Origin of the sequence: Lacrimispora amygdalina (assembly GCF_003432035.1) — a bacterium.
Taxonomy (GTDB): Bacteria; Bacillota; Clostridia; order Lachnospirales; family Lachnospiraceae; genus Lacrimispora; species Lacrimispora amygdalina.
The window spans coordinates 69,114-89,351 of sequence record NZ_QOHO01000064.1 but is presented as its reverse complement, the minus strand read 5'-3'; the positions used below and the strand labels follow the sequence as shown (position 1 = coordinate 89,351).

At 39.6% G+C, this 20,238-nt stretch carries 33 protein-coding genes and 2 tRNA genes; 30 read left to right on the top strand and 5 right to left on the bottom strand.

What is annotated here, in order from left to right; genetic code table 11:
• Positions 1–69: 69 nt before the first annotated feature.
• Together DS742_RS19420 and DS742_RS19415 are read left to right on the top strand one after the other, a co-directional pair.
• A tRNA-Glu gene (locus tag DS742_RS19420) sits at positions 70–141 on the top strand.
• A 33-nt stretch (positions 142–174) separates the two neighbouring features.
• A tRNA-Cys gene (locus DS742_RS19415) sits at positions 175–245 on the top strand.
• Between the two features lie 20 nt (positions 246–265).
• On the opposite strand, the gene DS742_RS19410 is transcribed toward DS742_RS19415, so the two are convergent.
• The 3 genes from DS742_RS19410 to DS742_RS19400 form a co-directional block, all read right to left on the bottom strand.
• Positions 266–1,321, bottom strand: a complete 1,056-nt coding sequence (locus tag DS742_RS19410) for a site-specific integrase (RefSeq protein ID WP_117418624.1) — start codon at positions 1,319–1,321, stop codon at positions 266–268.
• Positions 1,322–1,521: 200 nt separating this feature from the next.
• Positions 1,522–1,893 (bottom strand): PH domain-containing protein, encoded by a 372-nt coding sequence (locus DS742_RS19405; RefSeq protein WP_117418623.1) that lies wholly within the window; start codon positions 1,891–1,893, stop codon positions 1,522–1,524.
• Between the two features lie 71 nt (positions 1,894–1,964).
• Positions 1,965–2,477 carry a helix-turn-helix domain-containing protein gene (locus tag DS742_RS19400; RefSeq protein WP_117418622.1) on the bottom strand — a complete coding sequence of 171 codons (513 nt, stop codon included), beginning with the start codon at positions 2,475–2,477 and terminating at the stop codon, positions 1,965–1,967.
• A gap of 174 nt (positions 2,478–2,651) precedes the next feature.
• On the opposite strand from DS742_RS19400, the gene DS742_RS19395 reads away from it, so the two are divergent.
• Positions 2,652–2,867, top strand: a complete 216-nt coding sequence (locus DS742_RS19395; protein WP_117418621.1) for a DUF739 family protein — start codon at positions 2,652–2,654, stop codon at positions 2,865–2,867.
• A gap of 165 nt (positions 2,868–3,032) precedes the next feature.
• Here DS742_RS19395 and DS742_RS19390 read toward each other — a convergent pair whose 3' ends face one another.
• A complete protein-coding gene (locus tag DS742_RS19390; RefSeq protein ID WP_117418620.1) occupies positions 3,033–3,467 on the bottom strand; it encodes a hypothetical protein in 435 nt (144 codons plus the stop codon).
• Positions 3,468–3,659: 192 nt separating this feature from the next.
• Here DS742_RS19390 and DS742_RS19385 point away from each other — a divergent pair, with 192 nt between their 5' ends.
• The 19 genes from DS742_RS19385 (at position 3,660) to DS742_RS19305 (ending at position 15,666) form a co-directional block, all read left to right on the top strand.
• Positions 3,660–3,914 carry a hypothetical protein gene (locus DS742_RS19385; protein ID WP_117418619.1) on the top strand — a complete coding sequence of 85 codons (255 nt, stop codon included), beginning with the start codon at positions 3,660–3,662 and terminating at the stop codon, positions 3,912–3,914.
• Complete coding sequence (locus DS742_RS28975; RefSeq protein ID WP_170313527.1) at positions 3,911–4,057, top strand: hypothetical protein; 147 nt, start codon at positions 3,911–3,913, stop codon at positions 4,055–4,057. The genes DS742_RS19385 and DS742_RS28975 overlap by 4 nt, the downstream gene beginning before the upstream one ends.
• A 16-nt stretch (positions 4,058–4,073) precedes the next feature.
• Positions 4,074–4,244: a hypothetical protein gene (locus DS742_RS28970; RefSeq protein WP_170313526.1), complete on the top strand. Its 171-nt coding sequence runs from the start codon at positions 4,074–4,076 to the stop codon at positions 4,242–4,244.
• Between the two features lie 132 nt (positions 4,245–4,376).
• A complete protein-coding gene (locus DS742_RS19380; RefSeq protein ID WP_117418618.1) occupies positions 4,377–4,904 on the top strand; it encodes an HNH endonuclease signature motif containing protein in 528 nt (175 codons plus the stop codon).
• 19 nt (positions 4,905–4,923) lie between these two features.
• Complete coding sequence (locus DS742_RS19375; protein WP_117418617.1) at positions 4,924–5,109, top strand: hypothetical protein; 186 nt, start codon at positions 4,924–4,926, stop codon at positions 5,107–5,109.
• Entirely contained in the window at positions 5,102–5,254 is a 153-nt protein-coding gene (locus tag DS742_RS19370) for a trigger factor (protein ID WP_117418616.1), read from the top strand. Before DS742_RS19375 ends, DS742_RS19370 begins: the two co-directional genes overlap by 8 nt.
• Before the next feature lie 3 nt (positions 5,255–5,257).
• Positions 5,258–5,959, top strand: coding sequence for an HD family phosphohydrolase (locus DS742_RS19365; protein WP_242996630.1), 702 nt, complete (start codon positions 5,258–5,260; stop codon positions 5,957–5,959).
• On the top strand, positions 5,937–6,167 hold the full coding sequence (locus DS742_RS19360; protein WP_117418615.1) for a hypothetical protein: 231 nt from the start codon (positions 5,937–5,939) through the stop codon (positions 6,165–6,167). The genes DS742_RS19365 and DS742_RS19360 overlap by 23 nt, the downstream gene beginning before the upstream one ends.
• Positions 6,154–6,942, top strand: coding sequence for a hypothetical protein (locus DS742_RS19355; protein WP_117418614.1), 789 nt, complete (start codon positions 6,154–6,156; stop codon positions 6,940–6,942). The genes DS742_RS19360 and DS742_RS19355 overlap by 14 nt, the downstream gene beginning before the upstream one ends.
• Entirely contained in the window at positions 6,935–7,357 is a 423-nt protein-coding gene (locus DS742_RS19350; RefSeq protein WP_117418613.1) for a single-stranded DNA-binding protein, read from the top strand. Before DS742_RS19355 ends, DS742_RS19350 begins: the two co-directional genes overlap by 8 nt.
• An 11-nt stretch (positions 7,358–7,368) precedes the next feature.
• Complete coding sequence (locus DS742_RS19345; RefSeq protein WP_117418612.1) at positions 7,369–7,881, top strand: ERCC4 domain-containing protein; 513 nt, start codon at positions 7,369–7,371, stop codon at positions 7,879–7,881.
• Entirely contained in the window at positions 7,868–8,359 is a 492-nt protein-coding gene (locus DS742_RS19340; protein WP_117418611.1) for a CHC2 zinc finger domain-containing protein, read from the top strand. Before DS742_RS19345 ends, DS742_RS19340 begins: the two co-directional genes overlap by 14 nt.
• 1 nt (position 8,360) lies before the next feature.
• On the top strand, positions 8,361–10,271 hold the full coding sequence (locus DS742_RS19335) for a DUF927 domain-containing protein (RefSeq protein ID WP_117418610.1): 1,911 nt from the start codon (positions 8,361–8,363) through the stop codon (positions 10,269–10,271).
• A gap of 212 nt (positions 10,272–10,483) precedes the next feature.
• Positions 10,484–10,852 carry a hypothetical protein gene (locus tag DS742_RS19330; RefSeq protein WP_117418609.1) on the top strand — a complete coding sequence of 123 codons (369 nt, stop codon included), beginning with the start codon at positions 10,484–10,486 and terminating at the stop codon, positions 10,850–10,852.
• Between the two features lie 170 nt (positions 10,853–11,022).
• Positions 11,023–12,921 (top strand): hypothetical protein, encoded by a 1,899-nt coding sequence (locus tag DS742_RS29560; protein WP_242996628.1) that lies wholly within the window; start codon positions 11,023–11,025, stop codon positions 12,919–12,921.
• Positions 12,922–13,183: 262 nt separating this feature from the next.
• The gene (locus DS742_RS19320; RefSeq protein ID WP_117418608.1) at positions 13,184–13,735 is read left to right on the top strand and encodes a flavodoxin family protein; all 552 of its coding nucleotides are present in this window, start codon (positions 13,184–13,186) and stop codon (positions 13,733–13,735) included.
• A 109-nt stretch (positions 13,736–13,844) separates the two neighbouring features.
• On the top strand, positions 13,845–14,144 hold the full coding sequence (locus tag DS742_RS19315) for a hypothetical protein (protein ID WP_117418607.1): 300 nt from the start codon (positions 13,845–13,847) through the stop codon (positions 14,142–14,144).
• 10 nt (positions 14,145–14,154) lie between these two features.
• Complete coding sequence (locus DS742_RS19310; RefSeq protein WP_117418606.1) at positions 14,155–14,952, top strand: DNA adenine methylase; 798 nt, start codon at positions 14,155–14,157, stop codon at positions 14,950–14,952.
• A gap of 87 nt (positions 14,953–15,039) precedes the next feature.
• Positions 15,040–15,666: a hypothetical protein gene (locus DS742_RS19305; protein WP_117418605.1), complete on the top strand. Its 627-nt coding sequence runs from the start codon at positions 15,040–15,042 to the stop codon at positions 15,664–15,666.
• Between the two features lie 126 nt (positions 15,667–15,792).
• Here the strand turns inward: DS742_RS19305 and DS742_RS19300 are convergent, their stop codons facing one another.
• On the bottom strand, positions 15,793–16,116 hold the full coding sequence (locus DS742_RS19300; RefSeq protein WP_117418604.1) for a hypothetical protein: 324 nt from the start codon (positions 16,114–16,116) through the stop codon (positions 15,793–15,795).
• Positions 16,117–16,221: 105 nt separating this feature from the next.
• On the opposite strand from DS742_RS19300, the gene DS742_RS19295 reads away from it, so the two are divergent.
• The 8 genes from DS742_RS19295 to DS742_RS19265 all read left to right on the top strand — a co-directional run bounded on the left by DS742_RS19295 (position 16,222) and on the right by DS742_RS19265 (position 20,191).
• A complete protein-coding gene (locus DS742_RS19295) occupies positions 16,222–16,428 on the top strand; it encodes a hypothetical protein (protein WP_117418603.1) in 207 nt (68 codons plus the stop codon).
• Positions 16,415–16,582: a hypothetical protein gene (locus DS742_RS28965; RefSeq protein ID WP_170313525.1), complete on the top strand. Its 168-nt coding sequence runs from the start codon at positions 16,415–16,417 to the stop codon at positions 16,580–16,582. Before DS742_RS19295 ends, DS742_RS28965 begins: the two co-directional genes overlap by 14 nt.
• Positions 16,572–17,036, top strand: coding sequence for a hypothetical protein (locus DS742_RS19290; RefSeq protein WP_117418602.1), 465 nt, complete (start codon positions 16,572–16,574; stop codon positions 17,034–17,036). Before DS742_RS28965 ends, DS742_RS19290 begins: the two co-directional genes overlap by 11 nt.
• Positions 17,037–17,040: 4 nt before the next feature.
• A complete protein-coding gene (locus DS742_RS19285; protein ID WP_117418601.1) occupies positions 17,041–17,448 on the top strand; it encodes a hypothetical protein in 408 nt (135 codons plus the stop codon).
• Between the two features lie 100 nt (positions 17,449–17,548).
• Positions 17,549–17,977 (top strand): hypothetical protein, encoded by a 429-nt coding sequence (locus DS742_RS19280; protein WP_117418600.1) that lies wholly within the window; start codon positions 17,549–17,551, stop codon positions 17,975–17,977.
• A gap of 519 nt (positions 17,978–18,496) precedes the next feature.
• Complete coding sequence (locus tag DS742_RS19275; protein WP_117418599.1) at positions 18,497–18,886, top strand: DUF4062 domain-containing protein; 390 nt, start codon at positions 18,497–18,499, stop codon at positions 18,884–18,886.
• A 71-nt stretch (positions 18,887–18,957) separates the two neighbouring features.
• Positions 18,958–19,554: a hypothetical protein gene (locus DS742_RS19270; RefSeq protein WP_117418598.1), complete on the top strand. Its 597-nt coding sequence runs from the start codon at positions 18,958–18,960 to the stop codon at positions 19,552–19,554.
• 187 nt (positions 19,555–19,741) lie between these two features.
• A complete protein-coding gene (locus DS742_RS19265; RefSeq protein ID WP_117418597.1) occupies positions 19,742–20,191 on the top strand; it encodes a terminase small subunit in 450 nt (149 codons plus the stop codon).
• Positions 20,192–20,238: the final 47 nt, after the last annotated feature.

Sequence of the window (20,238 nt, the reverse complement as noted above, 5' to 3'; positions counted from 1 at the left end):
GTTCAAGTCCTACTCGGGGAGTTCGTGATACTCAGCTAGATAGACTATGAGGAAACGAAATTTAAGTAAGGCCCCATGGTCAAGCGGTTAAGACATCGCCCTTTCACGGCGGTAACACGAGTTCGAATCTCGTTGGGGTCACTGAATGCAAGTAGTTCAGATATACAATTTAATGGCGACATAGCCAAGTGGTAAGGCGTGGGTCTGCAACACCCTGATCACCAGTTCAAATCTGGTTGTCGCCTCTCTAAAACCCTAGTAAATACTAGGGTTCTTTTTTTTCGTGTTGCATTTCGTGTTGCATCTCACTAAAATAAGTATTTGCAATCTTGTTCATTTCTTGTGCTTTTCCTGTCATAGCATGACGATATACATTTTTTAACACTCCATCATTGCCCCAACCACCACGGCTCATGATGTATGCATCCGGAATCCCTAAGGCGTGCTGTATGCTGGCTGAATAATGTCTTAAATCATGGAATCGAAAATGTGGAATTCCGGAGCTATTAAGCAGCCTTGCGAATCGGTTTGATAGATTATCTGGTGACAGCTTCGTAATTCTGCCTGATAGGCCTTTCCACTTCTCTGCTACAAAATCAGGATAGTCAATGAATCGATCACCGGCGAAAGATTTAGGAGATTTTATTACCCATGTATTGTCTGGTGAAAGTACAATATTCTTGCAAACATGAACCACGTTGCCACTAATATTTTCAGTATTGAGAGCACATATCTCACCACGGCGCATCGGACCAAAAGCAGCGAGAAGTATTGGAAGTTCCAGATCGGTATTGGCCGCAAGTTTGATAAGCCTTTTTACATCTTCGTCAGAAGGTATATATAGCTGAGGACGTACCTGTTTTGGTAATACTGTATTCAATGCAAATTCCGGACGTTCTTGTTTAATGACAGCTGCGATTAATCCATGATTATCCCTGACTGTTTTTGGGGAATGAGATTTTGTATCCTGATTAACAAACTCTTGTATTTGCTCCTGGGTAATATCAGCAATTTTTATATCACATAAAAGTTTCAGATCTTTATTCTGCAGCCTTTTATAATTTAATATGGTACGAGGGGAAACAACTGGCTCCCTCATAGTAATATAATCCGTAAGAGCTTGTCCGAATGTTTTTTCTGATCGTGATCTTGTTTCTTTGTCCTGAGCATATTGTGCTGCCATACATTCAGCCTTCCTTCGTCCTGCAGGGCTTGGATCATCACAGGTGAAAGACTTATAGTGTCTTTTGCCCTTATCATCAGTATAATCATAGACCTGACAGCGCCAGGATCCGGAGGGGAGTTTCTTTGCTTTTGCCATGTTATATCAATTCCTTTCGTTTGTTGTGATGTTACAACTTATTTTTGAGTATAAAAAATACACCCTCTTGCCAGGTCGTTTTAGGAATGATATAATCAATTTGTTAGAAGGATTTATCATTCCGGAAGTCCGGTAAGAGAAAATCTATGTGAAGCCGTTCAGCATTGCGAGTGCTGGGCGGTTTTTGCTATTTTGGGATATTATATGGTGAAAGAAGCTATAAGCTGTCCAATTTGCACTATATCGCTTGTGCCAGTAAATTCAAATCTTACTTTTCCGATACCGCTGAAATAAAGTTCCAATTCACTATCCAGGTCAAATACTCCAGATGTTTCAACAGAGAACACCTGTATTTTAGAATACGGCATTGAAGTGAAGTCTTTCTTTTTACCAGTCATTCCTTGAACATTTACAGAGATTATACGTTTATTTGTAAAAACAACGTAATCACGGATTCCTTTGTAGCAGCCTATAATTTCTTCGTTTGGTACAAATAGATTAACGACATCACTTGCAGCGGAGTTATCCACTTTTTTCAGTTTTACAAAAGAACCATTTTTAAAATCAATCATACTCATATCTCCTTTTTCTTTAGTTTATTATAAAAAAGCCATAAGCTATTTTAATCTTTGGTATAGGTATCTTATTCATCAAAGAAAGCATCATCGTGCTTTCTCATTTCTTCAGTTACTTCTATATCGGTACGTTCGTGGGCAGCCACTGGCTCAAGGTAAGATTTATCATTGATTATTTTCGCTTTTACATCCGAGCTTTCGCCGATCGGCTTGCAACGGTTGTACTCCATTTCCAGCACTGTGTTTACTGTGTGTTTACCCTTATTATCGATTGAACGGTATTTATTTAAGAGGGTTTGTTCCTGTTGAGAGAGTACACGATTAAAATCAATAGAGGAGGGCTTCTTATAGCTAGTATTCTTTAATTTTCGTTCCATGGGGACATCGTGGCCCATCAACCAGGCCTCATTAACATCCAAGGCTTTTGCAATTTTAAAGATGTTAGTTTGTTTCGGTTCATATTTTCCTGATATATAAGAACTTAGAGAACCCTTGTTTATCCCAGTCGCTTCTATTATATCAACTTGCTTCATGTTTCTAATAGCCATTCCCTCAATAATTCTTTCTGATATAGATTTCATAGTACCCTCCTTTGATATTTTCATATTATCATGAATGTTCAGAAAACGCAACATTATAATTAGACTTAAAGAAATAAAATTTAGAAAACTAAACAAACACTTGACGAAGGCATGAGGGCATGTTAATATGAAATTGCAAAGTTTAGAAAACTAAACAGAAAAGGAGGAGTTTAAGTGGCGTGTGATTATAGCAAGCTTAGAGGAAAGATTAAAGAAGTCTTTGGTACACAAGATGCTTTTGCAGAGGCTATAGGTATAGGTAGAGTTTCATTAAGTCAGAGATTAACTGGCAAATTAGATTTTACGCAGAATGAAATTAATTCTGCATGTGAGTCACTTGGGATTGATAAAAGTGAAATACCAATATATTTTTTTATGGAAAAAGTTTAGAAAACTAAACAATAAATGAAGCTTGGTTTAGTAATGAAAAGAGGAGGTGAGAGAGGATGACTGAATCTGAGCGAATTTTAAAAGAAGCCGAAAAAAGAAACCGCCAAGCTGAAAAGACAAACAAGGCGGTTGCCGTATTGCTTATTATCCTCGTAATTGTAAATCTCATGGCGTATTTAGATAAGATAATACTCTTTGTACGTTATGTACTATTCTATCTAAATTAGCTAGAACCGAAACGAGAATAGCGGTGAAAGAAGCTATGGTAGCTATGTTTGCCCTAAGCGTAGCTATTATGGATTGTGATTCGGCCGCTTTGGCGATATCCAGAGCTTTTGCCTGTGAAATGGAGTCAATATACGAAAGCCCCTTAATTGTCACATAAGGTTCGCCAGTACGTTGACCAACCGGATCCCCACTGGCGACTCGAGACATAGAATATCCTATAACGAGTCCATCTGTTACGCATTGAGAAAGAACTTCCAGAAAGTCCTTCTCTGAATACTTAGGAAAAAGGTCGGGCGTTAATTTTTCCCCAGAAATAATAGAATTTAGCAACTTGACAACAAAGTCTTCATATTCGGATTTAGAGGAAATCATGAAAAAACTCCTTTAGTATATTCCGTCTGGTACACGGTATTTACAGTATAGGAGAAATGGAAATATTTTACAAGAAAGGAATGGTGATACATATAGAATCCAAATTATCATGCAAGTCCTGCCAGTATCGTAATCGCTGTCCGGACTGTAGCAGACGGTACCCATGTAAGGATTATAAAAGGAGGGAAATAAGTGCCAAAGTTAAAACTAAGTGATTTTGAACAGAAGAAACTGATTGCCAGAACTACGATCAGAAAGCGCATGGAGCTTAAGCAGATCCGAAGCAAGGAAATTGCCAAACGACTAAATCGTCCAGAGAATACCATAAAGTATCGCTGGCAACACCCGGAGACTTTCCGCTTGGAAGATTTATGGATTATGGTATCAGCACTGGGCCTGAGCGATCAGGAGATACTGCAAATCGTCAGAGGAAAGGAGAACGTATGAGGTACTATGACAAATTAGCCGATTACACTGACGCTGGTCCTTCAAAGATAAAGCAAATTATGAAACGGATCATGCCGACAGTGATCTTCATCGGTGCAATGGCTTTGATGTTTTTTGTAGTAGGTAAGTTGGAAGTGTTATGAGAGGAGGTGAGGATTAATGGAACTTGCTAAATGGATATTGGAAGAGTTAGAGGACATGCCGCTCGAAATGCTGGCGGATGCGGTTGAAAGTAAGTCATTTAAGCCGTTGCTAATTAATGATGGCCATATTATCGGCTGTGAAGATGAAGAAACCCCGGCTGCGGGAACAGCCAGGGAATCAAGGTAACTCGTAAATATTATACATTTTTATTTTAATACAGAGGTGAGAAATACGCAATATAGAATTTTAAAAGACGGTAAATTAAAGGTCTTTGAAAACGGGAACGTTTACCTTATAAAAAATGGGACTGAGCGAATTATGAAGCAGTATCAGATAGGTGGTTGTAACGGTGGAAAATATCGCATGGTCTATTTTTATGACGGAAAGGTAAAAAGACAATTTTACGTGCACAGGTTGGTTGCTGAGGCGTTCATAGACAATCCGAATAATAAACCGTGCGTAAACCACATAGATGGAAACCCGGGAAATAACTCCGTTACCAATCTTGAATGGGTCACGAGTTCCGAGAACCTGATACATGCTTACACAAATTTAGTCCCAAAGTACAAATGCAGATTTTGCGGCTCTGTCTCCTTCACGAAACTAAGGATATGTAAATCATGTCGCGGAAAACTTTTTGATGTAAATCAAACTGCGATTGACAATGTGGTCAGACTAGAAGAGATACAGAACAAGCTTCAAAGAAAAGACATTTTGCAATTAAGCGAGATGCAGAAAGAGCTGATTATTTTTAAATTGATCGGAATTCCATGTGAGGAAGTTGCAAAAAAATATGGAGTTTCCAGACAGGCAATATCAGAGAGATTAAAAAAATTATTAAGTTAATTTATTGGAGGAAATCAAGATGGAAAAAACAGCTATTAGTATTACAGCATTTGACGCTGAAAAATATGAGACTGGAATTTCAGCCATGGCAAGGATTGACGCTTTAAAAGCATTTACTATAAAGAGCCAGTACAGCATTGACAGAGAGGACATAGCCAGTATTTTAGGCTTTGAATTACCAAAGAAGGTGTCAGAAGATGAATAAGAAGTATCGTAAGCTCTGGATTCTTCTCAGAGAAAAGCTTACTCATATTGAAAATAACGAGTGTGATCCTGACGATAAGGAAGTCTATCACATCGTACTTACTGAGATGGCCCAAATGGAGGCCGGAGAATTTTTGGAGGACTAAACTATGAATGAAAATAAGAATATAGATCAGGAAAAGCAGTTTCCGTGGAATGATGGCGTAAAGCAAGAAGAGTATTCAATCAAGAACCAGATCGAGGAACTGCTACTAATGGCGGGAAATGAAGACAAGGAAGGTATGAAACGCCTATTAAAACACATGGAAAACATCGGGTTTTACGAAATGCCATGTTCCGGTGGTAACCATCTGGCAAAAACAGGAGGTTTGGCAGAACATAGTTTGAATGTAACCCGGTACGCGCTTTCCCTTCTGAATGCATGGTATGAGGAGCCGTACATTTCACAATGGACCGATTCAGTCATTGTATGTGGACTTCTTCATGATCTTGGAAAGTGTGGCCAGTTTCAAAAACCGGGATATGTTCCCAATATAGTGAAAGATGGTCGGCCAACTAAGGCGGATCCGGTGCAGAAGTATAAGCAGTCAGAAAGCAAGCCGTTTAAAGTGAATCCAGATTTGTTAAACGTACCGCATGAGATACGGAGCGTAACAATCATCAATGAATACATAGCTCTGACAGAGGAAGAGTATCACGCGATTCTGTATCACAATGGCCTGTATGGTCCTTTATACCGGGAGATCAATGGTAAGGAAACAGCTCTATACATGATTCTGCATTTTGCAGATATGTGGTGTAGCCGGATTGTAGAGGAGGGGGATGACAATGCCGAATGTGATATCAATTAAAAGGCGGAAAGTGGTTAAGATCAGCAGGGGAGCGCGAGGGGAAGGTATTATCCGGATTGATTCAGAAGCTGTGGATGTATTAGAAAGCTTCCTCCAAAAAGCAAATGGTGAGTTATCCGTGAAGGAGCTGGCTTCCAACATGATCAAGTATGCTTCCAACGATACTATTATCAGAATTGAAGAGGAGGATCAGGATGGAGAAGCTTAATTTCAGGACTCTTCAGGCAAATGAAATTGACTGCCGGATTTCTACAGTGAAAGAAAATGGGATCTCCTTACTTCTTTACAAGGATGCCAGAGTCGATCAGAACATTCTTGATGAAGTAATGGGGCCTATGAATTGGCAACGTCATCACACCAGAGAAAATGCAAACTGCATTGTTTCTTTATGGGATAGTGAAAAGGGCCAGTGGATTGATAAGGAAGACACTGGGACGGAAAGCTATACCGAGAAGGAGAAAGGGCTTGCTTCTGATAGTTTTAAAAGAGCGTGCTTTAACTGGGGGATTGGCCGGGAACTTTATACAGCTCCCTTTATATGGATAAATTCTTTAGACTGTAACATTACAAAATCGGGAAGCAAGTTTACTTGCTATGATTCCTTTTATGTATCCCAGATCGGATACGATAAAAGCAGGAATATTAATTCCCTTGTTATATGTAGACAAAAAGATAAAAAAGAGGTTTTCTCCATGGGAAAGCAGACTGCAAAACAAGGGAAGGAAACAAAGGAAAAAGCAGAACCGGCACCTGAAACGCCAGGATCTTTGTCTGAAGAAGCTAAATCATCGAACAAAGTAACTGTCCCAATGATAGCCTCTGTTAAATCATTGGTTGAGAAGTACAGCAACAAGGGATTAAAGATGGAAAAGATACTGGCTATGTACAAAATTAAAAAGATTGAAGATATGACCCTGGAAAATTATAAGGATTGTATGGACAAGCTAAAACTTTATGAGAAGGAGGATTCTAAGCATGAATAATGTGCAGCTAGTGGGAAGGCTTACCCGGGATCCGGAAGTGCGGTATTCTGACGGTGGCTCGACGGTTGCCCGGTTCACTTTAGCAGTGGACCGGCGCTTTCACAAAGAAGGTCAGCAGGATGCGGATTTTATTTCCTGTGTGGCTTTTGGTAAGACCGCAGAGTTTATTGAAAAGTATTTCAGCAAAGGTATGCGCATGGGACTGATTGGACGTATCCAGACAGGATCTTACACGAACCAAGAAGGGCAGAAAATTTATACAACAGATATCTACACGGATAATGTGGAATTTGTGGAAAGTAAGGGTTCGTCTGAGAATGGCCAAGGAGAGTCCAGGCCGGAGCCTTCCAGTGCAGGAGATGGATTCATGCATATCCCCGATGATGTAGGTGATGAAGGGCTTCCCTTTAATTAGGCGGTGATTGTTTGAATATACAGATAGACAGTCGAGAAAAGGCAAAGGCAATCAAGAAGATCCTGAAAGAGTTTGAGGATCAGAGCGTGGATTATTATGTATCAAAACTGTATGTCGGGGATTACATGAACCTGGATAACCCGAGATTGATTATTGACCGAAAGCAGAACCTTACGGAGCTGTGCAGTAATGTGTGTCAGGACCATGATCGATTCCGGAATGAACTGATCCGGGCAAATAATGCCGGTATTGATGTGATTATACTTTGCGAGCACGGGAAGGGCGTGGAGTTTCTGGAAGATGTGATCTGGTGGGACAATCCCCGGCTGCACAAACGGGTGCAGGATCCGGATACAGGAAAGTGGAAAGATATCACAACCAAGGCAATCACCGGGGAAAAGCTGTATAAGATCCTTTGCACCTTGCAGAGAAAATATCAGTGCCGGTTTGAATTTTGCGACAGGGAAGAGACAGGAAAACGGATCATAGAACTACTGGGAGGTGTTCCGGGTGACAGCGGATGAAATTAAGGCAACGTACAGCATGAGGGATATTGTAGAACGCTATGGATTTCAGCCAAATAGGAGCGGGTTCATTCCATGTCCATTTCATACGGGGGACAGGCAGGCTTCTTTAAAAGTCTATGAGCGGAATTATCATTGCCATGCTTGCGGAGCCGATGGAGATATCTTTTCCTTTGTAGAGCAGATGGAAAATATTCCCTTTAAGGATGCGTTTCAACTCCTTGGGGGAACATATGATAAACCAACATTTTCCTCCAGGCTAACCATTTACAAGTCCCAGAAGCGCCGGGAAATGATAAAGAAAGAACGGGAGAAGGCTGGAAGAAAGAGACAGCTTAACTGTATGCTCATAGGCGTTTATAGGGCGTACATGGATCGATCGGAGCCTTTCAGTGATGTCTGGTGCGATTGTTACAATGCCCTGCAGTATCAGCTTTACATACATGCAGAATTAAATGAATTAGAAGCGAGGTGGTAGCATGGTGCCGTTGAATGAGCTCACGGCAGAAACAATACTGTCAGACGAAACATTGACAGAGGTGTTTGACGAAGAAGATGAAATACATAGAGCCAGGCTATTGCTATCTCTGAGCGACAGGGCCAAAGAATTAGGAGTGAAAACCAAATTTGAAAGTCTGGTAAAAGCTTTTAACAGGGTTCTAAAAGAGACTCAAAAGGCAAGGCGCGACAAGGAAACACAACAGCAGAGCTATGATAATTATACGCAGTTTGGAGAGGACTACCCGGCGTATTACTGCGGAAATTGGGTTGCGGATATTCACGGCGTCAGAACATATACAATCCTGGGAGAGCAGCTGGCCTGTTACCATCCCATAATACCTGTACAGCGCCTAAAAAATGCTGAAACAAAAAAAGAAAAAGTGAAACTGGCATTTCAAAAAGGATACAGGTGGGAAGAGATTATTGTGGACAAGGAAATTATTGCATCTGCAGCAAAGATAGTCAGTCTGGCTCCGCTTGGTGTCTCTGTGACATCAGAGACGGCAAAATACTTGGTTAGATACCTGGCTGATGTTGAAAACTATAATCTGGGAGTTATAGGAATGCAGGTGTCTACATCGAAATTGGGATGGTTTGATGATAATTTTCTTCCCTATACTGAAAACATTATATTTGATGGAGAAGTTAAGTATAAAGACATATTTGATGCTGTTGTAGAACATGGAGACTATGACCTGTGGCTGCAGCTTGTCAAAGAGACTCGCCGATCAGGAAGAATAGAGCCGCATATTTACATGGCCGGGAGCTTTGCCAGTGTTCTAATAGGACAACTTGATATGTTGCCATTCATTCTTAATGTTTGGGGTGACACGGGAAAAGGAAAGACTGTGTCGATCATGATGGCTGCAAGCATTTGGGCGAACCCAAAAGAAGGAATGTTCATGGCAGATTCAACAGACACGGCCACAACATTGGAAGTTAAGTGTGATGTACTTAATGACCTGCCTCTTCTTCTGGACGATCTGTCCAAGAGAGCTAAAAAATACGGCATGGATGAGGTTACTGATCTGATATATGCATTGTGCGCCGGAAAAGGAAAGGGACGGTCAGATACGAGTTTATCGCTCCGGAGAGTCCCCACCTGGAAAAATGTCATTCTGACCAATATTGAACGGCCTCTATCAAGCGATACGATGCGTGGAGGTGCAGTTAACAGAGTTATTGATGTTGAAATGGAAGAGGGAGATATTTTCCCAGATGGAAATAAAACTGTAGCTATTTTAAAAGAGAACTATGGCTTTGCAGGGAGAGAATTTGTCCAAGTGGTACAGGAAATTGGCATGGATACTATTAAGGCAATACAAAGGGAATTTTATGAGAAGATCCTGGAAATAGCTGACAAACAGGGTGTGCAGAAAGAACCAAAGCAAATGCTTCCCTTGTCCGCCATACTTACAGCTGACAAAATAGCAACAGAGCATATTTTTATGGATGGAATTTATCTGGACATTGAAAAATGCGTTGGGTATTTAAAGAGCAGGGATGAAGTTTCAGAACATGCCAGAGCATACGAATATATCCAGTCAGAGGTCTCAATTAATATGGCAAAATTCAAACCTGAACCCAATATTGGTTACAAAGGTGAGATTTGGGGCGCTTTCGATCAAAAGACCGGCTGTGTTTGTATTAATCCCAATGCTTTTGCAAGAATCGGGAAATCGGGAAACTTTGATACGAAAGCTTTTTGCGGCTGGGCGATAAAAAAGAATTTAATGGTGACCGATGAGAAGAATAAAAAAGTACCTAAAGTCAAGAAAATTAATGGAGCGTCAGTGCGTTGCTATTGGATAAAGCTCCCTCCGGATCAAGATGGAACATCAGAATTTGTGAGCGTAGACGATGAACAGATGGAGCTTCCTTTTAATTAAAGGTTACACCGTTACACCGGTTACACCCAAAAACATAGGGTTTTATAAAGGATTAAAAAATATGTAAGTGTTATATATTTTTTTCTTGCCTTATACGCGCGAGAAAAATGGTGTAACTGTGTAACTTTTCTTTGAAACCCGCATAAATAAAGGCTTTGAGGGGTTACACTGGCGGTGTAACTAAGGGTAACCGGTGTTACGAAAGGAGTAATATGACAGAACATAGATTAAACGAATATCGGTCTTTGTTAGATTCCTTAAAGCGAAACAAGGAAAATGTACCTCTTGAAACACTGAAAACAAAGTACAGGAAACCATATGAACAGCTTACAAAGAGTATTCAGTCCATTACAAGGGAGATTATTCAGGATGTGGCGCTTGATGGTTTACAGATCGGACGTGCCGAAGCGGATCAAAAATATCTGGAGATTAATACAGCAATCAGAGAATCCGGAATCATGAAAAAGGCAAGTCAGGCAGCTTTCATTCAGCAGGATGCAGATCTGGTCCTTGAATATGCCGGTCAGCTGAGGGAAATTGTTCACGGGATTGTGAAAGGGTGTGAAAAGAATGCCAGCTAAAAGAAAAGCCAGTGTTCCACAACAGGAAATACATATCTGCTATATCTGCGGTAAGGAAATCCACGGGGATCATGTGTATATAAAGACTAAGAGACGGACTGAGCTGCACATACATTTTGAGTGTGTGCCGGGAAAAGAAAATAAATCATAAAGAGCAGGGAGGTGCTGCCATGGATGAATTGAAGTATTATAATTCCCCGATATCACTGGAGCAAGCAGAACAATACATACAGAGCGGACTTGTTACCGCTGCCAGAGCGTATGTGGCAAACGGATATTATCTTCGCAGAATCCGGGATGACAAATTGTTCGAAGAATCCGGATATCAGAATTTTGAAGATTATGTCCGTGGAAAGTATAACAAGGACAAGGGTTGGGCTTCTAAGTGCATTAAAGTAAATCAGCAGTTATCCCAAGGAGGTAACTCGCCGGTTCTCAGCAAGCAGTATTTGGAATATAGCACTTATCAGCTGGTGGAGCTGGCCTACATGACCGAGGAACAGCGGGAGGAAGCTGATCCGGAAATGACGGTCAATCAATTAAAGCAGATCCGGAAACCGGAGGAAGCTGTTGAACCAGAACAAAGTTGTGATATTACAACTTCTGAAACAGGCGAAGAGCGGGATCATGAGCCAGATCGGACTGCTTATGTAAAAGAGCAGTACAGGCTTAAAGAGTCATTCTTGTATCCCTTTGCAGTCTGGTTGATTAAAAATCACAGAGAATGGTTTAAGGAAGATCACATGAACAGGGTGCTCCGCGTGGATAAATCGGAACCGCAGTTAAAATCATATCTTGGAGCATACCCAGACGGAAGCAGTTCTTATGGATTTCCAGTGGCTGGTGAGACCCATTATGCCAAGTTGTACGATAACAGGATTGTGATATCGCATTTTACAGATGGAGGGACCGTTGTAGTAGATGGAACTGCGGAATGGTTTTATCTGGCAGCAAGTGTACAGGTTCAGTGGAATGTGGTGGCGCTGGAGGAAGCCCAGGAGGAACGGAAGAGCGAGGTACAGTCGCAAGTAGATTCTGGATACTATAACCCAGATGATGAAAAGGAAGTAGATGAGTCCTACAGCCTTGCGGGAGTACCCAGGGCCTCTGATAGACACGTAACCATGCTGGCCAGGCTGTTTGTTCAGGATAATGCGAAAAAGCTGATTTATGGCGGTGTAGCTATTGGGATCACTGATGAAAGAATCATTGAAATGCTTAAGCTTTTCTACCGCAGCCAGAAGCTCATAATTATTGACAATGATGTTGAGGTGTCTGTGTGTGCGGAAATTATTGAGTTTTCCCGTGATGATGAAGATCTTGGGATCTGCCTTTTCCAGAAGTTTGCAAACTATGTCAGAAAGCAGATTGATGAGTATGTGGAGAATCGGCTGGCAGAAAAGAAATTGGAGGAAAACCAAGAAAACGTTATTGAACAACCAGAAAATGCATTGGAACCTGTTGAAAACGTAATTGATGGAGAATATGTGGAAATTCCACCAGAGCAGGAAAATCCTGAATATTCACCACGGTATTTTTTGGAGGAGCAGAAAGGGAAGCTTGATAACTACCTGAGAATCATGAAGGGGAAGGAGTTACTTCCTGCAGATATTAAGTTTATCGAATGCCAGAAGACGATTGTTGCGGCACTGGCCTGCATGGTGGCGGAGTTGGAAAAACCGGAACCGGAGCCAGAAACTGTAAAGCAGGAGCAGCCAGAACTTCCTATTCTGAAAAATAATGATCAGCGTGCTGCCTTTATAGATGCCTATGAGACATGGCCAATATGGATCGAAACTAAAGAAACAGGGGAACGGTACTACCGATATGATTTGTCAGAAAAAGCTGCCATTGCGGTAAAGGTATACTGGAAGCATTCCTGGGAGAGTTATAAGGAATCCAAGGACTATGAATACGGTGCAGCGCAGTATTACCTTCTGGGAGTGAAGTCAGAGTGGCGCAGCGGTAAGAATGTTTATGTGGAAGATGAGTCCAGGACATTTTACGAGTGTGGCACAAACCGATCCGCCCTGGTGGAGTATTTAAAAGATTTTCAAAAGAGTAAATGATCTGCGTAAAGAGGAGTAGCCGGTAAGATTGGGGGAATCCTACCGGCTGAAGTATGAAAAAAGTATTTATATTAAAAGGTTGTTTGCCTCTTTGCAAGTATTAATATACCGTGGAAACGTGACGGGAATTTGTTAGGTCTGTGAAGAGTTTGTGAAAGGAAGATTGTACATTGAAAACTTAATATTGATAGTTGGTAAGTAAGATGGTATGTTATTAGTTAATATTGATTCATTCACAACATGAAAAAAGGGAGGGTGAAGTGTGAAAACACTAATTTTTAATGGATCACCTAGACAAAATGGAGACACGGTGAGTTTGCTTAATAAATTTTTGGAAAATCTTAGCGGTGAATTTTATATTGTCAATGCGTACAATTGTAATATCAAGCCCTGCATTGACTGCAGGTATTGTTGGAGGAATAACGGGTGCTGCGTGAATGATGAAATGCAAAAGGTTTATAAATATATAAATGAGTGTGAAAACATATTAATAGCGTCACCTATTTATGTTTCTGAATTGACAGGCCCTTTGTTGAGTGTAGGAAGCCGACTGCAAACTTACTTTAGCGCTAGGTACTTTAGAAAAGAAAATCCTATAGAAAAGGCTAAAAAAGGTGCTGTAATTTTAGTGGGTGGCGGTGATGGTAATGCAGATACACCATATCAGACGGCATGTTCTTTACTTCGTAAAATGAATTCATTTGATATTTTACATTTGGTAATAAGCCATAATACAGATCTTATTCCGGCCATAGAAGATCAATGTGCATTATCAGCGGTGAAAAAAATCGCAGATTCTTTTAATAGAAAATGATTGATTTATAGTCTTTGTTTTTATTCTATAATTGATATCTAAAATAGTTACTAACTATCAGTATTGAGCTGGTAGTTTTTTTATTGTCAGAAAGAGAAAGGAGCTAAAGTTGGTAGAAGAAAATGAAATGTTAAAGATGGTAACTCCTATGATGGAGCATGTATGTGATCACCTGTGCCGGTATCCTGGAGAGATTAGCGATCAGGAAGAATTGGACAAGGTCTGCGGAGGCTGTCAAATGGGAGATCATATTTGCAATATCCTGAATACATATAACCAGATCAACGATTTTGAGAAAACCCAGTGTGCGCATTTACTGAAAGAGATGGCAATAGAGCGGGCGAAGCATGAGAATATGGTGGCTGACTGGAAGTGGCATTTAAAGGAACGGTTTAGCAGGGTAGTTTAAGGAGGAATGAATGAAATCATTATTACATTATCCTGGCAGCAAGAAACGGATCGCCTCATGGATAATTGAAAATATGCCAGAGCATCACAGCTATTTAGATCCGTACTTTGGTGGAGGGGGCATGTTCTTCGAAAAGCTTCCTTCCAAGATCGAGACAGTGAATGACCTTGATGGTAATGTGGTGAATTTCTTCCGGGTGATACAGAATCCGGAAAGCCGTCAGGAACTGCAGGAATGGCTTACATATACACCGTATTCCAGACAGGTGTACGATGAATCGTTTACAAAGAAGCCGGAGTCACCGGTGGAGCAGGCTGGGTACTTTGCAATTCGATCTATGCAGAGTCATGGATTTCGGCTGACTGAGAAGTGTGGCTGGAAGAAAGATGTTAACGGCAGGGAAGCTGCCTATGCAGTCAGGTATTGGAATCGTCTTCCGGAAGCACTGGCAGATATGGCGATCAGGCTGAAAGGCGTACAGATTGAGAATAAGCCGGCGCTGGAGCTGATCAGAGCCTTTGATCATGAGAATGTGCTGATCTACCTGGATCCTCCTTATGTATTGTCAACACGGACCAGGAAACAGTATCGGTATGAAATGTCTGACAAGGATCATGAGGAGCTATTGAAGACGGTGATCAGTAGCCGGGCTAAGATAATGCTTTCCGGATATGACAGTAAGTTGTATGAAAGGTATTTGAAGGGCTGGAGGAAATTACAGATTCCGGCCAGAGCGCAGAATAGTCTTCCGAGGGTGGAGACGTTGTGGATGAACTTTGAACCGGTGGAACAGATGAAGTTGAAATAGACGAACTTTGATAATTGAATATTGATAGTTGGCAGTAAACGGTGTATCCTATATATATAATACATAAGGCTGGGGGTAGAGTTTCTAATGGGAGAAATTTGGGAAATAGTCTTGGGAATAATAGCTGGTTTTGGTGGTGTCGGAGTAATTATTCTTGCAATTATTAAATTTTCAGCAGAACAAATAGCCAGGAGATTAGAAGAAAAATATTCATTGAAGCTTAATAAAGAATTAGAAAAATACAAATATAATCTCGATAATAAAATTTATATCAGCAAAACAAAATTTGATACAGAATTCAGTATTTACAAGGAATTGTCAAAAGCTTTTTTTGATTTGGTAAAGGACATTAGTTTATTGATCCCTACAGGGGTTACAACAAAAATTGCTGATGAGAAAGCGCAAAAAGAATATGAAAATAAGTTATATTCGGATGCTGTTGAAAAAGCTATTGTAGCTCAAGATGCTTTGAACTCCAATGCACCCTTTATTCAAAGTGATTTATTTAATAAATATAATATTATTTTTCAATTGTGTAATAGGCAATTAAAAACTTTTGAAAGAAGATGGAATGTTTTAATAATGGCTTCACAAGAAGAAAAGGAAAGCTTTTCAACGGAGGACTACAATCGTACAGATGAAATCAATACCAAATTTAGTGAACTTAATGAAAAGATAAGAACATATTTAGCAACCCTTGATGTCATTGAATGATAATAGAATAATAGAGCAACCAACTATCAATACTCGGTAGTTGGTTTTTTATTGCTATAAATTAGCAAAACTGAAATAAAAAAAACACGTATCAACCATTTGAAATGAAGATACGTGTTAAAAAAATTATTTCATTTGTTTCCAGTATTTATAGAGAAACGCGTATGTAATCAAACAATTACCCAATCCCAAGAATGCCATTGGGGTTTTTAAAACAATAAGGTCTATTATGAGGCGCGCGACAGCTACGAAAACAATCAAGTAAAATGCCATACGCTTTTTACTTAGAAGTAACCAGACGTAGAATATTACAGTAGCAATGCATGCAACACCTACACTGTAATTTCCATAAATAAAGTTTGTTAAGGAGCTCAAAATACTACCTAAAATGCTGATTACGCACCATATTTTAATGCCTAATCCAAATTTTAAAACATTTTCATTTTCCATACTTTTACCTACCCTTTAAATATTTTGAAACTATACGTTAAATTATCGGATTTAATTAAAGGTATCTTAAGCAGGTTAAGAGAAAATTCCAAAAGGAGGGATACATTGAGAAAATCATCAAAAGACTGCAGAGCAGACAGAGCCAGTGTAAACAGTCGCATACAGGCCGAGGCGGATGCAGCTATAAAGGCACCGCCGGTTATGACCGGAAGCGCAATAGATCCAGCATTTTTATTTACAAGCCTGTGTCCAGATCCGAAGCGCAGGAAGCCGCCAAGGCGAAAGAGGGAGGAAGCAGATGGAAAATACTAAATTCAGTAATATCCAGAAGAAATGTATGTATTGTGGGAAGTATTATCCAGCTGATTCGAATAGGACAAGCTGCAGCTGCAAAGATCACGGGAGATTGTTTGCGGTAGGAAGTTTATATCAGCCGAAGAAGGGAGATAAGGCAGATGGCATTTAAAACCTTATATGCTGTGTATGATAAGGGGAAGCTGTTGGGAGAGCATACCACTAAGGAGTGGGGGGATCTGCTAACCATTCCCAGGCAGGCCATAAGAGATTACGCCCGTGAGGGAAGGACCTACGGGAAACGGTATGCATTTGAGATGGTGGGAACTGTTGCATCTGATGGTATAGAGACTGAACCGGAGGACCCAGGTATTACAATGCGCGATCTGGCAGAGTTTAAACAGTCTGTAAAAGTAGGGGACAAGTTTACTTACAAGAGTTACCGGAAAGACTTCGTCCGAGGAGTCCAGATTGAATTGGAAAAGATGATTGTAGTCAGGAAGTTTTCTCACTTAGTTCAGGTGGCAAGCCTTGCAGATCCGAGTAAGACCGCAACCATGACCTATGCAGAGTTGTATAAGCAGAAAAAGAACAGAGCAAAAAAGAAGTTGACAGCGGGGAGGTGACAGTTTGGGAAATGTAAGGCCATTGAATCACAGTAAGTACGGGATCAGTAAAAATCGCTTCTGGGAACTGTATTACTGGTGCTTGCAGTATAGCGAATGGAAAGACGAGCTTAAATATAAAACAGATACGGTGGGTGCCATGGAGATCACTGACATGCCTACGAGCCGGAATGTCGGTAACGCTACTCAGCAGTTGGCGATCAGGCGTGCCATGTTGGAACAGAACTGTAAGTTGATAGAGCAGACGGCTATTGAGGCAGACCCGGATATTTATCAGTACATACTTAAGGCCGTAACAGAAGAAGACGTAACATATCATTATCTGAAGATGATTATGGGTATCCCTTGTGGTAGAAAAATGTATTATGATCGGCGCCGGAAATTTTACTGGCTGTTAAGCCAGAAAAAATAATTCTAAAAAGAGGGGCACTCACGGGACAAGTCAATATGGTATTTTATTAATATCCAAGATTAGATAAATTTGGAAAAAGAACAGAGGAGGAAATAGAATTATGGAAAACAGATTTTGTTTACAGATGGTGAGTTGTGGTGATGGTTGCTGCGGTGGCGGTAGCTCAGCTACAGAAAATGTGTACTCTACAGAGGAGACTGTGTGCGGCAAGTGGATTGACGGTAAGACGATTTACCGGAAGGTGATTGTCGGGAAGCTTGCCAAGGATAGCGTTGGTTCAACTGCCTTTGCTAATGTCTCTGATCTTGCAATTGATTGCCTGGTTAATTTGTACGGAAACACAAAAGAAAACAATAACGTGGTTCAACTTACGTTACAAACATCATACAATTTACCGGACGGTATAAATGGGGCTATAAATATGTATTATGATAACATTAATGGAATCATATATTATTGCTTCTTAAATAACAACGGGTCGTACTCAGGAAGTGTAGCAAACGTAATTCTTGAATACACAAAAAAATAGCCCCTACGGTTGCCGGGTGTAACAGCCCGGTGACTGATTTAAAAAAATTATCACGGGACAAAGCAGCGCGGTATATGATGGTATTATAGGGAGTTATTTTCCTAAGTTCATATTTAGCCTGCCCCTATTCATATGCTGATTTCCTTTTTTTGACACCTGTCTTGGTAAAAGCCTTGATGGGTGTTTTTACATTTTAATATCAAAAGGTATTGTTAATTAGATTTATTTAAGATATAATATAGCTTATATTATAAGCACGCGAGACGCAAACCAACAAGAAAACCAGGAAGGAGATAAGAAGATGAATAATACTGAACTGGAAGAGGAATTTGAAGGGTATGAAGATGATGCGGATATGTTTCCAAATGGAAGAGATTATGATGCGGAAGATGAAGATGGACCTTTTTAAGTATATGAATTGATAGATAAATACGATATGAGAGGCGGCCAACCCCGTCTCTTTTCTTTTGGCAATTTTTAGTGTATAATTGAAAAAATACATTTGGGGGAGAAAAGAATATGAAGCCGAGAATATTTGTGAGTTCAACTTTTTATGACTTAAAATATATTAGGGAAGATTTGTCTAATTTCATTAAAGCACATGATTTTGAGCCGATAATGTTTGAAGATGGGGATATCGGCTATACTCCAGGAAGACCTTTGGATGATTCTTGCTATGAGACCATGAAAAGTGCTGATATGGTTCTCTTGATTATTGGAGGAAATTACGGCAGCCCCGCAACTGGTGAATCAAAAGATGAATTCAAAGAATACATGTCAGTAACTAGAAATGAATTCAAAAAGGCAGTAAACAATGGTATTCCGCTATACGCATTTATTGATAATAAAGTTTATTTGAAGTTTATGAGGCCAATTATGAAAAAATTGAGATTGATAAAGAAAGTATAAATTTTAGGAACACAAAAGACATTAATGTTTTTCGCTTTATTCGAGAAATAAAAGGGATAGGTCATATCTCTATGATAGAATTTGAAAAAGTTATTCAAATTAAAGATTTTTTGAGCAAACAATGGTCCGATATGTTTAAACGATATTTGGAGATCTTAAGAGATAATAATTCCAATAAGTTTATTGAAAACTCTGTTAATGATTTGAGGCTTTTAATTGGAAAAATGAATGTTATGTTAGACGGCGTTGGTAAAAAGATTTTATCTAATGATGATTCAAAAGAGTACGAAGAAGTTATTGAGCTACAGAATATAATTACACTTGCATCTCAAGTGAGTGAAGTCTATGATTTGATTGATATTTCATTAAATGATAAAGTTGACCGGAGAAGAAATATCATAGATAAATTAATATTATCCACTAAAGAAACTATTGAGTTGAAACTATGGGATAATTTTAGAGATGCTAATAAGGAAAAAATAAAGGATTTTTTTGATTATTTTATAAAAAATGGTGTTAATTTAGTATATGTAGATATCCATGGAGGAGAGAAATTAGTAGGAATATTAGAAATATGTAAAAATGGTAAAGTTAAAGAGTTGTTGATAAAAGAGCTGATAAAGGATGAAAATTATGAAAGACTAATCTATGACAAAAACAAACTATAGAATAACAGTCAATGGAGTACAGAGGCGGCCAACCCCGTCTCTTTTTTAATACCCAAAACGACAGTTATCCACAATAATGTGGAAATAATTGTGGATTAATTGTTAGTATCTGAAAATATGACATAAAAATACAAATTATTACAGTATAAGTATCTCTATTATACAAAAATAGAAAGGAAGTGAATTCATGGGAAGACCATTAAAGATTAAAACTCCTGAAGAAATGGAACAGTTATGGGAAAAATACAAAGCTGATTGTGATAATCAGGAGGTCCTTACTCATGATTTCAGTTCCAAGAATAGCGAATTTGTCAGTGCCAAGTTAAAGCGAAGCATCACTTATACAATTGAGGGGTTCTGTGTATTTGTGGGGATTTCTAGACAGCAGTTTTATGATCATTATGCGAAGATGAAGAAGTATACTGACATCGTTACGCGCATACGTGAGGAATGCGAGGTTGATGCCAGGAAGAAATTTGAATTGCAGGTGATACCTTCACAGTTGGCCGGACTATGGATGAGCAAATACGGATATACAACCAAGGTTGAAAACAATGTATCAGGTACCCTGGAAACAGAGAAAACCAAGCTTGATGATATGATTAAGCAGATGCAGGGAGGTGATTGTTCCTCATGAGTTCCGAAAGATTATTATTGTCTGACAAGTACAAAGCATTTTTGCAA

Bases quoted from the DNA above. Each gene is read 5' to 3' on its own strand.
- DS742_RS19365 (WP_242996630.1), top strand. From the start codon at position 5,258: ATGAATGAAAATAAGAATATAGATCAGGAAAAGCAGTTTCCGTGGAAT.
- DS742_RS19360 (WP_117418615.1), top strand. From the start codon at position 5,937: ATGCCGAATGTGATATCAATTAAAAGGCGGAAAGTGGTTAAGATCAGC.
- DS742_RS19405 (WP_117418623.1), bottom strand. From the start codon at position 1,893: ATGATTGATTTTAAAAATGGTTCTTTTGTAAAACTGAAAAAAGTGGAT.
- DS742_RS19350 (WP_117418613.1), top strand. From the start codon at position 6,935: ATGAATAATGTGCAGCTAGTGGGAAGGCTTACCCGGGATCCGGAAGTG.
- DS742_RS19330 (WP_117418609.1), top strand. From the start codon at position 10,484: ATGACAGAACATAGATTAAACGAATATCGGTCTTTGTTAGATTCCTTA.
- DS742_RS19390 (WP_117418620.1), bottom strand. From the start codon at position 3,467: ATGATTTCCTCTAAATCCGAATATGAAGACTTTGTTGTCAAGTTGCTA.
- DS742_RS19380 (WP_117418618.1), top strand. From the start codon at position 4,377: ATGAAGCAGTATCAGATAGGTGGTTGTAACGGTGGAAAATATCGCATG.
- DS742_RS29560 (WP_242996628.1), top strand. From the start codon at position 11,023: ATGGATGAATTGAAGTATTATAATTCCCCGATATCACTGGAGCAAGCA.
- DS742_RS19335 (WP_117418610.1), top strand. From the start codon at position 8,361: ATGGTGCCGTTGAATGAGCTCACGGCAGAAACAATACTGTCAGACGAA.
- DS742_RS19305 (WP_117418605.1), top strand. From the start codon at position 15,040: ATGGGAGAAATTTGGGAAATAGTCTTGGGAATAATAGCTGGTTTTGGT.
- DS742_RS28975 (WP_170313527.1), top strand. From the start codon at position 3,911: ATGAGGTACTATGACAAATTAGCCGATTACACTGACGCTGGTCCTTCA.
- DS742_RS19265 (WP_117418597.1), top strand. From the start codon at position 19,742: ATGGGAAGACCATTAAAGATTAAAACTCCTGAAGAAATGGAACAGTTA.
- DS742_RS19275 (WP_117418599.1), top strand. From the start codon at position 18,497: ATGAAGCCGAGAATATTTGTGAGTTCAACTTTTTATGACTTAAAATAT.
- DS742_RS28970 (WP_170313526.1), top strand. From the start codon at position 4,074: ATGGAACTTGCTAAATGGATATTGGAAGAGTTAGAGGACATGCCGCTC.
- DS742_RS19355 (WP_117418614.1), top strand. From the start codon at position 6,154: ATGGAGAAGCTTAATTTCAGGACTCTTCAGGCAAATGAAATTGACTGC.
- DS742_RS19400 (WP_117418622.1), bottom strand. From the start codon at position 2,477: ATGAAATCTATATCAGAAAGAATTATTGAGGGAATGGCTATTAGAAAC.
- DS742_RS19300 (WP_117418604.1), bottom strand. From the start codon at position 16,116: ATGGAAAATGAAAATGTTTTAAAATTTGGATTAGGCATTAAAATATGG.
- DS742_RS19310 (WP_117418606.1), top strand. From the start codon at position 14,155: ATGAAATCATTATTACATTATCCTGGCAGCAAGAAACGGATCGCCTCA.
- DS742_RS19280 (WP_117418600.1), top strand. From the start codon at position 17,549: ATGGAAAACAGATTTTGTTTACAGATGGTGAGTTGTGGTGATGGTTGC.
- DS742_RS19410 (WP_117418624.1), bottom strand. From the start codon at position 1,321: ATGGCAAAAGCAAAGAAACTCCCCTCCGGATCCTGGCGCTGTCAGGTC.
- DS742_RS19290 (WP_117418602.1), top strand. From the start codon at position 16,572: ATGGCATTTAAAACCTTATATGCTGTGTATGATAAGGGGAAGCTGTTG.
- DS742_RS19375 (WP_117418617.1), top strand. From the start codon at position 4,924: ATGGAAAAAACAGCTATTAGTATTACAGCATTTGACGCTGAAAAATAT.
- DS742_RS28965 (WP_170313525.1), top strand. From the start codon at position 16,415: ATGGAAAATACTAAATTCAGTAATATCCAGAAGAAATGTATGTATTGT.
- DS742_RS19370 (WP_117418616.1), top strand. From the start codon at position 5,102: ATGAATAAGAAGTATCGTAAGCTCTGGATTCTTCTCAGAGAAAAGCTT.
- DS742_RS19270 (WP_117418598.1), top strand. From the start codon at position 18,958: ATGATAGAATTTGAAAAAGTTATTCAAATTAAAGATTTTTTGAGCAAA.